Source organism: Serratia sp. CY56464 (assembly GCF_052168435.1).
Lineage (GTDB): Bacteria > Pseudomonadota > Gammaproteobacteria > Enterobacterales > Enterobacteriaceae > Serratia > Serratia marcescens.
In genome coordinates this window covers 453548-467762 of sequence record NZ_JBJNMV010000001.1, presented here as the reverse complement: position 1 = coordinate 467762, position 14215 = coordinate 453548, and the positions used below count along the sequence as shown (strand labels likewise).

At 63.2% G+C, this 14215-nt stretch carries 16 protein-coding genes and 1 tRNA gene; 4 read left to right on the top strand and 13 right to left on the bottom strand.

Features of this window, described 5'->3' with window-relative positions:
* Positions 1 to 76 precede the first annotated feature (76 nt).
* Positions 77 to 1540 carry an AMP nucleosidase gene (locus tag ACJ8KE_RS02230; protein ID WP_261419373.1) on the top strand — a complete coding sequence of 488 codons (1464 nt, stop codon included), beginning with the start codon at positions 77 to 79 and terminating at the stop codon, positions 1538 to 1540.
* 36 nt (positions 1541 to 1576) lie between these two features.
* Here ACJ8KE_RS02230 and nac read toward each other — a convergent pair whose 3' ends face one another.
* Both nac and ACJ8KE_RS02220 read right to left on the bottom strand, forming a co-directional pair.
* Positions 1577 to 2500 carry a nitrogen assimilation transcriptional regulator NAC gene (gene nac / locus ACJ8KE_RS02225; protein WP_016927119.1) on the bottom strand — a complete coding sequence of 308 codons (924 nt, stop codon included), beginning with the start codon at positions 2498 to 2500 and terminating at the stop codon, positions 1577 to 1579.
* Between the two features lie 51 nt (positions 2501 to 2551).
* The gene (locus ACJ8KE_RS02220; protein WP_126186879.1) at positions 2552 to 2776 is read right to left on the bottom strand and encodes a hypothetical protein; all 225 of its coding nucleotides are present in this window, start codon (positions 2774 to 2776) and stop codon (positions 2552 to 2554) included.
* A 62-nt stretch (positions 2777 to 2838) separates the two neighbouring features.
* On the opposite strand from ACJ8KE_RS02220, the gene ACJ8KE_RS02215 reads away from it, so the two are divergent.
* Positions 2839 to 2914 (top strand) — tRNA-Asn (locus ACJ8KE_RS02215).
* Between the two features lie 57 nt (positions 2915 to 2971).
* Here the strand turns inward: ACJ8KE_RS02215 and ACJ8KE_RS02210 are convergent.
* Positions 2972 to 3412, bottom strand: coding sequence for a DMT family transporter (locus ACJ8KE_RS02210; protein WP_442517082.1), 441 nt, complete (start codon positions 3410 to 3412; stop codon positions 2972 to 2974).
* Between the two features lie 17 nt (positions 3413 to 3429).
* Entirely contained in the window at positions 3430 to 3948 is a 519-nt protein-coding gene (locus ACJ8KE_RS02205) for a GNAT family N-acetyltransferase (protein WP_016927117.1), read from the bottom strand.
* Between the two features lie 38 nt (positions 3949 to 3986).
* Between ACJ8KE_RS02205 and ACJ8KE_RS02200 the strand changes: the two genes are divergently transcribed.
* Positions 3987 to 4556 carry a helix-turn-helix domain-containing protein gene (locus ACJ8KE_RS02200; RefSeq protein ID WP_442517081.1) on the top strand — a complete coding sequence of 190 codons (570 nt, stop codon included), beginning with the start codon at positions 3987 to 3989 and terminating at the stop codon, positions 4554 to 4556.
* Between the two features lie 13 nt (positions 4557 to 4569).
* Here the strand turns inward: ACJ8KE_RS02200 and ACJ8KE_RS02195 are convergent, their stop codons facing one another.
* From ACJ8KE_RS02195 to ACJ8KE_RS02185, 3 genes are all read right to left on the bottom strand, one after another.
* Positions 4570 to 4863, bottom strand: a complete 294-nt coding sequence (locus ACJ8KE_RS02195; RefSeq protein ID WP_016927116.1) for a DUF2623 family protein — start codon at positions 4861 to 4863, stop codon at positions 4570 to 4572.
* A 130-nt stretch (positions 4864 to 4993) separates the two neighbouring features.
* Entirely contained in the window at positions 4994 to 5581 is a 588-nt protein-coding gene (locus ACJ8KE_RS02190; protein WP_261104761.1) for a nitroreductase family protein, read from the bottom strand.
* A 69-nt stretch (positions 5582 to 5650) separates the two neighbouring features.
* Complete coding sequence (locus ACJ8KE_RS02185; protein ID WP_442517080.1) at positions 5651 to 6547, bottom strand: LysR substrate-binding domain-containing protein; 897 nt, start codon at positions 6545 to 6547, stop codon at positions 5651 to 5653.
* A gap of 115 nt (positions 6548 to 6662) precedes the next feature.
* Here ACJ8KE_RS02185 and ACJ8KE_RS02180 point away from each other — a divergent pair, with 115 nt between their 5' ends.
* Positions 6663 to 7298: a flavodoxin family protein gene (locus tag ACJ8KE_RS02180; RefSeq protein WP_243810364.1), complete on the top strand. Its 636-nt coding sequence runs from the start codon at positions 6663 to 6665 to the stop codon at positions 7296 to 7298.
* An 8-nt stretch (positions 7299 to 7306) separates the two neighbouring features.
* Here the strand turns inward: ACJ8KE_RS02180 and ACJ8KE_RS02175 are convergent, their stop codons facing one another.
* The 6 genes from ACJ8KE_RS02175 to ACJ8KE_RS02150 form a co-directional block, all read right to left on the bottom strand.
* A complete protein-coding gene (locus ACJ8KE_RS02175; protein ID WP_197765287.1) occupies positions 7307 to 8524 on the bottom strand; it encodes an acyl-CoA dehydrogenase family protein in 1218 nt (405 codons plus the stop codon).
* Positions 8525 to 8541: 17 nt separating this feature from the next.
* Positions 8542 to 9975, bottom strand: coding sequence for an MFS transporter (locus ACJ8KE_RS02170; RefSeq protein ID WP_016927112.1), 1434 nt, complete (start codon positions 9973 to 9975; stop codon positions 8542 to 8544).
* A 183-nt stretch (positions 9976 to 10158) separates the two neighbouring features.
* Complete coding sequence (locus ACJ8KE_RS02165) at positions 10159 to 11034, bottom strand: MetQ/NlpA family ABC transporter substrate-binding protein (protein WP_079449906.1); 876 nt, start codon at positions 11032 to 11034, stop codon at positions 10159 to 10161.
* 2 nt (positions 11035 to 11036) lie between these two features.
* Positions 11037 to 11741, bottom strand: a complete 705-nt coding sequence (locus tag ACJ8KE_RS02160) for a methionine ABC transporter permease (RefSeq protein WP_016927110.1) — start codon at positions 11739 to 11741, stop codon at positions 11037 to 11039.
* Entirely contained in the window at positions 11738 to 12757 is a 1020-nt protein-coding gene (locus ACJ8KE_RS02155; RefSeq protein ID WP_110147160.1) for a methionine ABC transporter ATP-binding protein, read from the bottom strand. Before ACJ8KE_RS02155 ends, ACJ8KE_RS02160 begins: the two co-directional genes overlap by 4 nt.
* Positions 12758 to 12764: 7 nt before the next feature.
* On the bottom strand, positions 12765 to 14171 hold the full coding sequence (locus tag ACJ8KE_RS02150) for an LLM class flavin-dependent oxidoreductase (RefSeq protein WP_442517079.1): 1407 nt from the start codon (positions 14169 to 14171) through the stop codon (positions 12765 to 12767).
* Positions 14172 to 14215 lie beyond the last annotated feature (44 nt).

The window sequence follows — 14215 nt, the reverse complement described above, 5'->3', positions numbered from 1 at the left end:
TACGCCCTTCTTCGGCTAACCTGTGACGGTGAAACGCCGCCAATCCCGCCAGAGCCGGGACATCGAAGGAGAAAGTATGAGCTATGCCCCACCTCGCAGCGGCCTCAGCGCCGATCAGGCACTCGATCAACTGGAAGCCCTGTATGACGCCGCGGTAGACGCGCTGCGGCAGGCGGTCAGTGACTTTATCAGCCACGGCACCCTGCCGGATGCGCAAGCGCGCGCCACCGGACTGTTCGTGTATCCCGAACTGCGCGTCAGCTGGGACGGGCAGCAATCCGGCCCGAGCAAAACCCGCGCCTTCGGCCGCTTTACCCATCCCGGCAGCTACAGCACCACCGTGACCCGGCCGCAGCTGTTCCGCCACTATCTGGCCGAACAGCTGGCGATGCTGGAATACGACTACGCCGCCCATATCGAAGTGGCGCCGTCGCAGCAGGAGATCCCGTTCCCTTATGTCATCGACGGCTCCAGCCTGGCGCTCGATCGTTCAATGAGCGCCGGCATCGCGCAGCATTTCCCCACCACCGAGCTGGCGCAGATCGGTGACGAGACCGCCGACGGCCTGTACCACGCCACCGACAACCATTTCCCGCTGTCGCATTTCGATGCGCTGCGCGCGGATTTCTCGCTGGCGCGTCTGCGACACTACACCGGCACGCCGGTGGAGCATTTCCAGCCGTTCGTGCTGTTCACCAACTACACCCGCTATGTGGATGAGTTCGTGCGCTGGGCCTGCGCCCAGATCGCCGATCCGGCCAGCCCGTACATCGCGCTCTCCAGCGCCGGCGGCACCTACATCACGCCGGAAACCAGCGCGCCCGAGCAAGCGGTGTCCGATCTGGCGTGGAAAAACCACCAGATGCCGGCCTATCACCTGATCTCGCGCACCGGCCAGGGCATCACGCTGATCAACATCGGCGTCGGCCCGTCCAACGCCAAAACCATCTGCGATCACCTGGCGGTGCTGCGCCCGAGCGCCTGGCTGATGATCGGCCACTGCGGCGGCCTGCGCGAAAGCCAGAAGATCGGCGATTACGTGCTGGCCCATGCCTATCTGCGCGACGATCACGTGCTGGATGCGGTGCTGCCGCCGGATATCCCGATCCCGAGCATCGCCGAGGTGCAGCGCGCCCTGTACGACGCCACCAAGATGGTCAGCGGCATGCCCGGCGAAGAGGTTAAACAGCGTTTGCGCACCGGCACCGTGGTCACCACCGACGACCGCAACTGGGAGCTGCGCTACTCCGCTTCGGCGCGCCGCTTCAATCTCAGCCGCGCGGTGGCGGTCGACATGGAGAGCGCCACCATCGCCGCTCAGGGTTATCGCTTCCGGGTGCCGTACGGCACGCTGCTGTGCGTCTCCGACAAACCGCTGCACGGCGAGATCAAACTGCCGGGCCAGGCCAACCGCTTCTACGAAGGGGCGATCTCCGAACACCTGCAGATCGGCATCTGCGCCATCGATTTGTTGCGCGCCGAGGGCGATCGTCTGCACTCGCGCAAGCTGCGCACCTTCAACGAACCGCCGTTCCGGTAACGGTGCTCAGGCCCGCTGCGGCGGGCCGTTTTTTCCTCAACGCACCAGCGCCAACGCGCGCTTCTCCTGGCTGCGGCCGCCGGCGATCGACAGCAACAGGTCTTTCACCAGCAGCGCCGGGGCGGACAGCGCCTGTTGGCTCGACATGCACAGTGACAGCGGCACCGACATCGTCGGCGCATTGATGCGCGCCATCCAGGCCTTGGCCGGGCCGATCATCGCGCGCGCCACCGATTCCGGCAGCACGGTCGCCCCTAACCCGCTGGCGATCGCGGCGCTCAGCGCGCCCGAGGATTCGATCTCCCCCACCACGTTGGCAGCCAGCTTGCGCAGCGCCATCGCCTCCTCCAGCTGGTTGCGCACCGCATCGCCCTCGCGCGGCAGGAACAGGTTCAGCCGCGCCACGTCCAGCAGCTCGACGCTGTTGCCGGGATGCGGCACCGCGCGCGTCGCCACCAGATAAAGATCTTCCCGCATCAATGCGATGGCGTGCAGCCCGGCGGGCATTTTGGCGCCGTAGACCATCGCCATGTCCAGCGTCTGGTTAGCCACCTGCCCGGCCAACGCCGCGCCGCCGTTTTCATGCAGGCTGAGCAAGATGCCCGGCTGCTGATCGCGCAGGGTCTGCAACAGCGGCAGCGCCAGCTGCGCCGCGGTGCTGCCCGACGCCAGCCCGAGCGACACCTGACCGCTCATCGCCTGTCCGGCGCTGTTGACCGCGCTCTGCGCCTGCTCGCACTGGCGCAGAATGGTCTGCGCGTGGGCATACAGAATGTTGCCGGCCTCGGTCGGCTGCACCCCGCGCTTGGTGCGGATCAGCAGCTGTTGCTTCAGCTCTCCTTCCAGCGTCGCCAACTGCTGGCTGAGCGCCGGTTGGGCGATGTGCAACACCTCCGCCGCCTGGGTCAGGCTGCCGATATCGACGATTTTCACGAAGTACTTCAGACGTCTGAAATTCATAGTGCCTCCAGCGAGCCGCTAAATTGAGAATGCCGAAATCCGGTCATGCAATCACAGCAAGATCCAGGCCAGAGTCGGTAAACGGCCGTGGAAGCGGGGTACAAGGCGGTAAATGGCCGTTCGCCGGGCGGCGCGCGCCACCGCACAGGGCAACCGTTGCACCATCGGCAGGCAACGGCGCCGATCAACGGGCAATTCGGCGACGCTGCGCGCGGGATAAGCGACAAAAGCGAGAAAAAGCAGCAGGTTGGGCAATCTTGCAGCAAACGAACGCATCGGACGTCTTCACGCTTTACAAGCCGCAACCGCCCCGCTATTATTCGCCCCGTTCACACGATTCCTCTGTAGTTCAGTCGGTAGAACGGCGGACTGTTAATCCGTATGTCACTGGTTCGAGTCCAGTCAGAGGAGCCATATTTAGAGAAGCCCGCTCAGGGAAACCCGAGCGGGCTTTTTGCCTTTCAGTTGCCGTCAAAAGCTGCGTTTCGCCACCAGATAGGCGCCCGCCACCAGCAGCAGAGCGCCGACCAGCGCCGGCAGATTCTCGCGCAGCCCCGCCGGGCCGGCGCGGTAGACGTCCGCCAACAGCCCCATGCACAGCTGGCTGGCGACCAGGATCGAGATGGTGGCCGCCGCGCCCAGTTTTTGGTAGCCCAGGATGCCGGCGAACACGAACAGCGATCCCAGCAGCCCCGGCAACAGCATCCACCACCTGGCGGCGCCGGTCACTTCCGCCATCGCGCCGAGGCCGTTTTTGGCCAGCAGCAACCCCACCAGCAACAACAAACCGACGCTGGAGTTGATCACCAGCGTAATGAGGATGGTCGAAACGCTTTCGGTAATGCGCACCATCAGCAGATTCTGCACCACCAGCCCCATCCCGGCCGCGATCAGCAGTAACAGCATATTCATCGCCCTGTCTCCCGGGATCAGCGCGCGGGCGGCGTCGCCCGTTCGTCGAGCGTCAGCTGCAGGAACGTCAGATCCAGCCATTGGCCGAATTTGGCGCCCACCTGTTCCATGCGCCCCACCTCGCGGAACCCCAGCGCCAGATGCAGCTCAATCGAGGCCTGATTGCCGGATTCGATGCCGGCCACCATCACGTGCTTGCCGATTTCCCGCGCCCGTGCGATCAGCGCCAGCAGCAACGTCTTGCCAATCCCTGCGCCGCGATGCGCCTGATGAACATACACCGAATGTTCCACGGTATGGCGATAGCCATCCCAGGCGCGCCAGTCGCCGAACGACGCATAGCCGATCGCCTCGTCCGCGGCGTTCACCGCCACCAGCACCGGGTAGCCCGCCGCCTGGCGTTCGCCGATCCACGCCGCACGGTTGGCCGCATCCACGGTTTGTTCATTCCAGATGGCGGTGCTGTTCAACACCGCGTCGTTATAGATAGCGGCAATCGCCGCGCTATCGTTGAGCGTCGCATTTCGTATAATCATGGTTTACCCCGGCCAATTGTCCACTATAATACTACGATATGAATATTAAATTAGACAATCTAAATCAGCTGATCGGCGCGCGCATTCGCATCGAACGCGAGGCGCGCCACTGGTCGCTGTCCGATCTGGCCGAACGGGCGGGCGTCTCACGGGCGATGGTGCATAAGATCGAGCGCGGCGAGAGCAGCCCGACGGCGATGCTGTTGGGCAGACTGGCGGGGGCGTTCGGCCTCAGCATGTCCAAACTGATCGCCCGGGCGGAAACGCAAGAAGGCCGGCTGCTGCGCCGGGAAGATCAACCGGTGTGGGTCGATCCTGAGAGCGGCTACGTGCGGCGCCACGTGTCGCCGCGCACCGATCTGCCGCTCGATCTGGTGCGCATCGAACTGCCGGCCGGCGCGGCGATCCCGATGCCGGCGTCGGTGTACGCCTTCAAGCGTCAGCTGATCTGGGTTTTATCCGGCGAGCTGGTCTTTCTTGAGGGCGACGCGCGCCATGAAATGGCCGAGGGCGACTGCCTGGAGCTCGGCCCACCGGCGGACTGCCACTTTGAAAACCAAAGCGATGAGGCATGCGTGTATTTGGTGGCGGTGCTGAGCGCCGCCTGACGGCTCGCCGGCGCTACCCCTGCGTCGGCTGGTTATAGCCGGCGTGGAAAAACTTCTCCGCCAACCGGCTGTCGCCGCCGGAGAAGAACTCGCTCATCGGCTCGCTGCCGAGGCCATAGGCGCGGCTGAGCTGCCCGGCCTCGAACGCCGCCCGGTTCTCGTCGCCGCAGCGCTGCGCCAAATGGTGGGCATAGCCGAGCACGAAGCCGCGCTTGTAGTCGGAGCAAAAGCGCGACAGCTCCGCCTCCGGCTTCAGGTTCTCCGCCTTTAACCCCGCCAACAGCCCTTTGCCAAAATGATCTCCCACGGGTTCCTCCTCACCACGCAATCGCTATATAACAAAATATATATCGAATGAGCGAACGAGAACATACTCCCTAAGTTTTACTCGCCGCATAAAAAAGGCCCGCCAAGCGGGCCTGCGAGAAAGCGGGCAATCACAGCGTGAAATTCAGCCCTTCGCTGACGGTCTTGCCGAGCGGCAGACGGCCCGACGGCGCTTCTTTCTCCTGCAGGAAATCCGGCAGGCGGGCTTTGTCGCCCGGTTTGCCGATCGCCACCATAGCGTGCACCGCATAGTCGTCCGGCAGCTGCAACGCCGCTTTGATCTTGTCGTGGTGAATGCCGCTCATGCAGTGGGTCAGCCAGCCTTTCAGATGCGCCTGATGCGCCAGGTTGGCCCAGGCCGCGCCGGTGTCGAACGCATGGGTCGGGTTGTCCACCAGCCGCTCGCCGTTCAGGCTGGTGGTTTTGGAGACGATCACCACCAGCGCCGAGGCGTGTTGCGCCCAGCCGCGGTTGAAGTCGATCAGGAACTCCAGGTAGTTCTCCCAGCTGTCGGAGCCGTGCTTGCTGTAGGCAAAGCGCCACGGCTGAATGTTGTAGGCCGAAGGCGACCAGCGCGCCGCTTCAAAGAAGCTCAGCAGCGTTTGATCGTCGATGGCGTCGTTGGTCATCGCGCGCGGCGACCAACGCTCGATAAATTGCGCGTCAATCGGGTAATCGGAGATTCTTGGCTGTCTCATGATAGGTTCTCGCAGTGAAGTAAAAACAAAAGTTCGCTGATATTCCCACAGCTTAGGACGGTAAAACTTTTATTTCGTGCCATTGCCTTGCGGCAGTTCCCGCTGCAGCCAGGCGAGAAACGCCCTGACCGGCGGGTGCCGCTCGCGCCCCGGCGCGCACAGCACGCTGTATGCGGCGCCCGGTACGCGCACCTCCGGCCGGTACGCCACCAGCAGACCGTTGTCCACCATCTCGGACACCATCACCGAGCTGGCGAGCACCCATCCCTGCCCGGCCACCGCCGCCTGCAGGGCGTAATGCTCCTCGTGATAGCTGCGCATCGCCGCATGGCGCTGCCACCAGTCCACGCCGGCGGCCCGGCACCAGTCATGCCAGCCGCTGTCGTACAGCGCCGAATCCCCCCACTTGACGGTGATCAGCACCGGGTTTTCCGGTTCGGCGGCGGCCAGCCCCGGCGCGGCGTAAACGCCAAAGCTTTCCTCCAGCCGCGCCGCCTGATGCAGCGCGGGATAATGCGCGCGGCTGTAACGCACCGCCACATCCACGCTGGCGTCCTGCTGCAGATCGATCACCTCGGCGCAGGCCTCCAGGCGCACCAGATAGTGCGGGTACGCCTGGTAGAAACGCCCCAGGCGCGGCACCAACCACAGCGCCGCGAACGAGTGCGTCACCGAGACGCACAGCGAGCCGCTGCTGGGCTGCGGCCGCAGACCCTCAAGCGTGGCGGCGACGTCCAGCAGCGCGCCATGCACTCCGGCAAACAGCGTTTCGCCCTTCGCCGTCAGCCGCACGCCGCGCGGCACCCGCTCGAACAGCGCAAAGCCCAGTTGCTGTTCCAGCGCCTTGATTTGGTGCGAAATCGCCGTCGGCGTCACCGCCAGCTCGACCGCCGCCAGCTTGAAGCTGCGCAGGCGAGCGGCGGATTCAAAGGTGCGTAACGCGTTGACGGGCAGCGTGGCGAACATGGCGAAGCCTCTTGGGATGAGTTGAATTCATCCTGGCAGAAAAACCGTCATTTGTCGCCTGCGGACGTTTGCCTCTAGATTAAGGCTGAGTTCACTTCACACCAAGGAACATGACATGAATACAACTCATCAATCCAAACGCCTGGTGGTGCTGGTCGGCAGCCCGCGCCGCGACGGCAACAGCGCCACGCTGGCGCAGGCGATCATGGCGGGCGCCGCCGAAGTCGGCACTTCCGCCAGCCTGCATTTTCTCGACGATTACCTGAGCGGTTTCCTGAGCGATGAACGCCATACGCCGCCGCCGACCGATCGCTACGCCGAGCTGTTCCTGGAGCACTTCCTGCCGGCCGACGGCGCGGTATTTTGCACGCCGATTTACTGGTACGGCATGTCGGCGCAAACCAAGGCCTTTTTCGATCGCTCGTTCAGTTTTTATTCCAACGCCTACCCTCAGGCGGAACAGGTGCACCAACGCATGAGCGGCAAACGCATCGGGCTGGCGGTGGCGTCGGAAGAAACTTATCCCGGCGCGGCGCTGGGCATCGTGCATCAGATCCAGGAGTTCAGCCGCTACACCCATTCCGCCTTCGTCGGGCTGGTGCACGGCGCCGGCAACCAGCGCGGCGAGATCGCCCGCGATCCGCGCAACCCGCTGCGGGCCGCCCGCGAGTTGGGGCGCGAGTTCTTCACCCGCCCCTACTCGGATTATCAGATGGACAGCCCGCGCAGCACGCAGGTTTGGACGGAATAGCCTCGGCCTCAACCGCCACTGCCGATTTGCCAGATAAAGGTCGGCGTATGGCGGTTAATTTCCCAGTCACCGATATTGCGCGCCTTGTAGATCACCGGATTATGTGAAGAGAGCGTGCGCGCATTGCGCCAGTGGCGATCCAACGCCTTGCCGGTACGGGTATCTGAAGCGCCGAGCGCATTGAACAATTCACCGGCGGCGCGCTGCACCCACTCCCCGGCGATGACCTGCGCCCTGGCGGCGTCCAGCTCCGCCGTCACGTTAAGCGCCTGCAGCAGCGCTTCATCGCCGGATCGATGCGCCTCGTAAGCCTGCTGCAGCGAGGACGTCGCTTTTAGCACCGTCGCCTCAACCGCATAGGCCCAGGCGCTGATTTGCCCCACCACCTGCTGGATCTGCACGTCGTCCTTCACCCAACCGGCGTTGCCGTGGCTATAGATCCTTTTACGTTGCCTCACGCCCTCGCCGACGTCTCGCAGCACCGCGCGGCCGATCCCCGCCAGCGTCGCCAGCAACACATGCTGATAGAACGCAGTTTGGTAGCGGAAGCGCTCGGCAAAGTCATAGACGTGCGCCTGCTCGACCCGCGCATCAATAAAACGCGTGGTGCCGCTGCCGGTAGTGCGTTGGCCAAATCCATCCCAGTCGTCGTCGCGCTCTACGCCCGGCTGGGCGACGTTCACCAAAGCGATCACCGGGCCGCCGCTGTCGCTGCGCTCGGCATACACGTCGATCCAATCGGCAAACAGACTGCCGGTGCTGTAAAATTTCTCGCCGTTGAGCGACCAGCCGTCGGCCTGCGGCGTTACCCGGGTATTGACCTGCCCCAGCTTCACGCCGCCGATCTCGGTCCAACCGCTGCCGACCAGCTCGCCGTCGAGAAAGCGTTCGAACCAGCGATCGCGCTCCGGGCCGTCCGGCGCGTTCAGCCGATCTTCCACGAAGGCGAAATGCGCCCGCAGCGCCTGCGGCAGGTTAGAGTCCGCCTCCGCCAGTTCGGCCAGCAGTTCGAACAGCTGCGGCAACGAAGCGCCGTCGCCGCCCTTTTCACGCGGGAGGCGCACCTTGCCAAACCCCGCCTCTTTCAGCCAACGGATCGGTTCATGCGGCAGCGTGCGCGACAGCTCGCGCTCCACCGCCCCGGCGGCGATTTCTGCGAAGATCGGCCGAAAACGCGCGGCCAGCTGTGCGTAGTCTGCTCCGGTGGATAACAGGTGTTGCGTCATGTCAGTGTCCTCTGTGGTTAAGCGCGATCGGCCAGATCGTCGATATCGCGCGCCGTCGGTTCAAAGCGAATGATCAGCAGGAAGACGATGGGGATCGCCGCCGCCAGTGAAACAATCCAAAACATGTCGGTGCCGAAGCGCGCCTGCAAAATCGGCAGAATAAACAGCGCCAGCGCGCTGCCGATACCGGACAGCGAACGGCCGAAACCGACGCCGGTGGCGCGGATCGCCGTCGGGTAAGAGAGCGCCGGGTAAATCATCATCTGCGCGCCGGGGCCGAATCCTTCGGCAAACAGCCATAGGCCCAACATCAGGATCGCCAGCCCAACGCCGAACGCCGCCTGCGGATGTCCGATCAACGCCAGGGCAATCAGCGCGATAAACTGCAGCGCGAATCCGGCGATCGCCACGTGGCGCGACGGATACTTCCATGCCAGACGCATGCCGAGCAGGCCACCGGTAAAAGCGAACAGCACGTTCAGCCCAAGCGAAGCGGAGATAGTTTCAAACACCCCGGCGCCGAGAAACTGCGCCAGAATCGACGGCAGAAAGAAGGCGATGGCGGTGTATTCAAAGGAAATGCAAACGTTCATCACGCTGGCGACCAGAGTGCGCTCGCGGTACGGCTTGCGGAACAGCACGCGGAAGCTGACCTTCGGCGGCGCCGCCGGTTGGGCGGCGTCAGGCTCCGCCTCATGGGCGGCAATGCCGTATGACTCGCGCAGGATGCGCGCCGCCTCTTTCAGATCGCCCTGGTTAGCGGCCCACAGCGGCGACTCGTTCATAAACTTGCTGCGCACCATGATGATCAGCAACGCCGGCACGGCGCCGAAAATCAACGAGGCGCGCCACAGCCAGTTCGCATATTCGGCCGGCAATAGAAAATAGAGCGCAAAGATGATCAGAAAACACACCGACGAAGCGGCGTACCACATCGGGCACCAGGCCGCCAGGCGCGACGCCTTGTTGGCCTTGCCGGTGAATTTGGAGAATTCGGCCAGATAGGCCATCGCCACCGGCAAATCAATGCCGACGCCGATACCCATCAAAAAGCGCGCGCCGATCAGCACCCAGACGTTGGGCGCCAGCCCGGCGGCGATGGCGGAAACCACAAAAAACAGCATATCGGCCATAAACACCTGATAGCGGCCGTACTTATCGGTCAACCAGCCGCCGACCAGGTTGCCGAGAATGGTCCCGACCATGATCGAAGAAGTTACCACCCCGGTCAGCAGCGGGCTGAGGCTGAATTCACGCACCACGTCATCGATGCCGTAAGACAGCGTGGTCAGGTCATAGGCATCGAGAAAAACACCGCCCAGCGCCAACAGCACGATCATGCGCGCATGGGTATTTTTCTCGCTGCGCTGGTTAATCAAACGCGCCACATCGCTGGCCGAGCCGATGGGCGCAGATAACGGCGGCGCGGTATCGATATTTAAGGTACTCATAGCTTCCTCGTTGTAATTGGCAGGTGACACCTCGTTTATAGGGTGAAAAAATTACGCCGACAAACAACAATTTCTTCTATAAATATCATTAATATCAATAAATTAAACACCGTTACGGCGTAACAAAAACGCCGGATTAACGCGCGTTAATCCGGTCTTTATCACGGTCATTTCGGGCGGGGATTATTCTGCCGAGACCGGCACCAGCACGCCTTTCACCCGCGGGTCGTCGGTGCTTTTCAGCCACGCCTGCAACCTGGGATCGGCAAACGCCCGCTGCAGCTTGCGAATATTTTCGTCCTGCAGATAGGGCGTGCCAATCACCAGCTGCGAAGCGAAGGTTTTCGGCGCCGGTGGGAACAAGATGCCCTTCTCACGCGGCACCTTGCCGGCGTCGAACTGCGACACATAGCCAATGGCCGCATCTACCGAATTCAGCGCGCGCGGCATGGTCAGCAAATCCAACTCCTTGAAGTTAAAATGGCGCTTGTTCTCGCGAATGTCTTTCAGCCTGGCGGTGCGCGCCTCGATCGCCGGATCCAGCCCGATCAGTCCAATGCGCTGCAGCAGCCACAACGCCTGCCCCTGATTGGCGCCGTCGTTGGGCACCACGATCTCCGCGCCGTCCGGCAACTCGGCGATCGACGTATAGCGGTCGGAATAAATGCCAAACGCCCACTGAAACACCGGCAGCGTCGGGGTCAGCTTAAAACCGTTGGCATCCACCACCTGCTTTAGCCACCACTGGTGCTGGTAGATCGTGGCGGCGTACTGCCCCTGCGCCACCGCACGATCGGCCTGCACCGGATCCTGCAGGCCAACCGCCTCCAGCCTGAGGCCGTAATCCGGCGCGATATGTTCGCCGACGTACTCGATCACCCGCTGCTCTCCGGCCATCGCCGGCTCAAAGTGCACTTTCAGCGTGCTGCCGAACTGCACCGTCTGCTGCTGGCGGGCGCTGAAGTGCCAAACCGCGGCGGCGATAATCGCCACCGCCGCGATACCCACCGGCCACGGCCAGCGTTTCTTCTTCACTATCTCAAAATCGTGATTAGGCATGATTAAAAGGTTTCCTGATGATGACGCAACGCGGCGACCAAGCGGTCACCAATAAACTGAATCAGTTGAATCGTGGCGATCAGCACCACAATGGTGGCGATCATGATGTGATTGTCGAAACGCTGGTAGCCGTACACCACCGCCAGATAGCCGATGCCGCCCGCGCCAATGGTGCCGGCGATGGCCGAATACTCGATCATCGAGATGACGTTCAGCGTGATGGCGGCGACGATCGCCGGCAGCGCTTCGCTGAGCTGCGCGCGGGTGACTATCTGCCAGATCGAACCGCCGGACACCAGCCCCACCGCCGTCACCTCCGGCGGCAGTTCGCGCAGCGCGTTCTCCACCAGCCGGCCGAAGAACGGAATGCCGGCGACGATCATCGGGATCACCGCCGCCGGAATGCCGATGGTGGTGCCGGTCAACCAGAAGGTGAACGGAATAATCGCCGCCATCAGCACCAGAAACGGCAGCGAACGGCCCATATTCACCAACCAGCTCAGCGCGCGATTCAGCGCCGGGCGCGGAAACAAGCCGCGCGATGAGGTGTTGAACAACACCACGCCGACGGCGCCGCCGATCGCCACCACAAACAGCATCACGATGCCGACCATCAGCCAGGTTTCGCCGTAGGCCGGCAGCATCAACCGATGGATCTCGCGCCAGGGTGTGTCCTGGCTCATCACGCTGTCAGACAGATTTTTCATACCGCCTCCCGCAAGGCCGCCGGCTGTTCCAGCACCTCGGCAAGAATGCCCAACCGCCGCAGCTCGCCCTGCAGTTCAGCCGCCGAACGCGAAATGCCGCCAAAACGCACCGCAATCTCCAACCGCCCGGCCAGGCTGCCGCCCACCACTTCAACGTGGCCGCCCAGCAGATCGATCTGCAGGTCGAGTTGGCGGCTGATGCGGCTGATCCAGTCGGAGGCCGCCGGCTGACGGGCGGAATAGGTTACCTGCAGCCGCAGCGCGGCGTCGGACGCCAGCGTCTTCAGCGGGAACAACCGGCGGCCCAGCGAGGAATCGGGCGCCGCCAACAGCTCGCGCACCGGCCCTTGCTGCACAATCACGCCGTCGCGGATCTCGGCCACCGCGTCGGCGGCGTCGCGCACCGCATCCATCTCGTGGGTGATCAGGATGATCGACAGGCCATACCGATCGCGCAGCTGTTTAAGCAGGCTGAGAATGGCCCCGGTGGCGTCCGGATCCAGCCCGGAGGTGGCCTCATCCGCCAGCAGCACCGACGGATTCAGCGCCAGCGCGCGGGCGATGCCGACCCTTTGGCGCTGGCCGCCGGACAGCTGCGCCGGGTAAAACGCCGCCTTGTCCGCCAACCCCACCGCCGCCAGCAGGCTCTTTACCCGCTTGTCGATATCGCGCGGCACCACGCCCAGATAGGTCAACGGCAGCGCCACATTCTGCCAGGCGGTTTTGCGCTGCAGCAGCGCGGAAGACTGGAACACCGTGCCTATCGCCCGCCGCTCCCTGCGCAGCGCCTCGCCCGCAAGCCGCGACAAGTCCTGGCCGTTCACCCGGATACTGCCGCTGCTCGGCCGTTCCAGCAGGCTGATGCATTTCGCCAGCGTCGATTTGCCCGCCCCGCTGGGGCCGACCACGGCGGTAATCGATCCGGCCGGCACCTGCAGCGAAACGCCCTTCAGCACCTCAATCCGTCGCCCGTCCGGCGCGCGGTAAGCCTTGTGCAATCCTTCAATCTCTATCATCGCATCCTCACTTGACGCTCAGTGCATCGGCCAAGGGCGCGCCGGCCGGCCAGCGGTAGCCCACCGCCGGGTGCGGCTCCGCCAGGCGCGGCCCCTGATTGAACAATTTTTCTCGCAGAGTGCCTGCCGTGTAGTCGCGCTTGTACGCTCCGCGTTTTTGCAGCTCGGGGATAAGCAGTTCCACCACGTCGGTGAAGGTTTCATGGGTAACGGCGTAGGCCAAATTGAAACCGTCAACATCCGTTTCCTCCACCCACGCCTGCAGTTCGTCGGCCACGGTTTGCGGGCCGCCCACCAACAGCGGGCCGAAACCGCCGATGCCGACCCATTCGGCGATGCCCTGTACGGTCCATTCACGGCTGGGATCGGCGCTGGAGAAAGTTTCCACCGCCGACTGAATGGCATTGGTGTGCAGATGCTTCAGCACCTGATCCGGCTGATACTGACCGAAATCGATGCCGGTCCAGCCAGACACCAGCGCCAGCGCGCCTTCGTAGCTGGTATAGGATTTGTATTCCCGCCATTTTTCCTGCGCCTGTCGGTCAGTTTCACCGACGATCACCGTCTGCAGGTTGAAGATCAGGATGCTGCGCGGGTCGCGCCCGGCCTCGGCGGCGCGGCGGCGGATATCGGCCACGGTTTTTTTCAGCAATGTTTTCGAAGGAGAAGCGACAAACACGCATTCGGCGTGCTCCGCGGCAAACTGCTTGCCGCGGCTGGAAGCGCCGGCCTGATACAGCACCGGCGTGCGCTGCGGCGAAGGCTCGCTCAGGTGAATGCCCGGCACCTGGAAGAACTCGCCTTTGTGGTTGATCGGATGAATTTTCGCCGGATCGCTGAAGATGCGCCGCTGACGATCGCGCAAAATCGCGCCGTCTTCCCAACTGCCCTCCAGCAGCTTGTAAACCACCTGCAGGTATTCATCGGCGTAGTCGTAGCGCGCATCGTGATCGGTCTGCGCCCGGTGGCCAATATTGCGCGCGCCGCTCTCTAGGTAAGAGGTGACGATATTCCAACCGATGCGCCCCTTGGTCAGGTGATCAAGCGTCGACAATCTGCGGGCGAAAGGATAAGGGTGCTCGAATGACAGCGAGGCGGTCAGCCCGAAGCCGAGATGTTCGGTAACCAGCGCCATCGGCGTCACCAGCGCCAGCGGATCGTTAACCGGCACCTGCGTCGCCTGGCGGATCGCCGCGTCGCCGCTGCCGTTAAGCACGTCGTAAATCCCCAGCACGTCGGCGATAAACAATCCATCGAACTTGCCGCGTTCCAGCAGGCGCGCCAGATCGGTCCAATATTCGAGATCCTTATACTGCCAGGAACGGTCGCGCGGGTGCGCCCACAGCCCCGGCGACTGATGGCCGACGCTGTTCATATCAAAAGCGTTAAGACGAATTTCACGTTGCGATGACATAGCGAGCTCCACAATTATCTGCCGGCCACGGGCGAAGCCGGGCC

Coding starts and splice junctions, on each gene's coding strand:
- ACJ8KE_RS02150 (WP_442517079.1), bottom strand. CDS start 14,171: ATGTCATCGCAACGTGAAATTCGTCTTAACGCTTTTGATATGAACAGC.
- nac (WP_016927119.1), bottom strand. CDS start 2,500: ATGAATTTCAGACGTCTGAAGTACTTCGTGAAAATCGTCGATATCGGC.
- ACJ8KE_RS02200 (WP_442517081.1), top strand. CDS start 3,987: ATGAATATTAAATTAGACAATCTAAATCAGCTGATCGGCGCGCGCATT.
- ACJ8KE_RS02230 (WP_261419373.1), top strand. CDS start 77: ATGAGCTATGCCCCACCTCGCAGCGGCCTCAGCGCCGATCAGGCACTC.
- ACJ8KE_RS02220 (WP_126186879.1), bottom strand. CDS start 2,776: ATGCGTTCGTTTGCTGCAAGATTGCCCAACCTGCTGCTTTTTCTCGCT.
- ACJ8KE_RS02170 (WP_016927112.1), bottom strand. CDS start 9,975: ATGAGTACCTTAAATATCGATACCGCGCCGCCGTTATCTGCGCCCATC.
- ACJ8KE_RS02160 (WP_016927110.1), bottom strand. CDS start 11,741: ATGAAAAATCTGTCTGACAGCGTGATGAGCCAGGACACACCCTGGCGC.
- ACJ8KE_RS02185 (WP_442517080.1), bottom strand. CDS start 6,547: ATGTTCGCCACGCTGCCCGTCAACGCGTTACGCACCTTTGAATCCGCC.
- ACJ8KE_RS02180 (WP_243810364.1), top strand. CDS start 6,663: ATGAATACAACTCATCAATCCAAACGCCTGGTGGTGCTGGTCGGCAGC.
- ACJ8KE_RS02190 (WP_261104761.1), bottom strand. CDS start 5,581: ATGAGACAGCCAAGAATCTCCGATTACCCGATTGACGCGCAATTTATC.
- ACJ8KE_RS02165 (WP_079449906.1), bottom strand. CDS start 11,034: ATGCCTAATCACGATTTTGAGATAGTGAAGAAGAAACGCTGGCCGTGG.
- ACJ8KE_RS02205 (WP_016927117.1), bottom strand. CDS start 3,948: ATGATTATACGAAATGCGACGCTCAACGATAGCGCGGCGATTGCCGCT.
- ACJ8KE_RS02175 (WP_197765287.1), bottom strand. CDS start 8,524: ATGACGCAACACCTGTTATCCACCGGAGCAGACTACGCACAGCTGGCC.
- ACJ8KE_RS02210 (WP_442517082.1), bottom strand. CDS start 3,412: ATGAATATGCTGTTACTGCTGATCGCGGCCGGGATGGGGCTGGTGGTG.
- ACJ8KE_RS02155 (WP_110147160.1), bottom strand. CDS start 12,757: ATGATAGAGATTGAAGGATTGCACAAGGCTTACCGCGCGCCGGACGGG.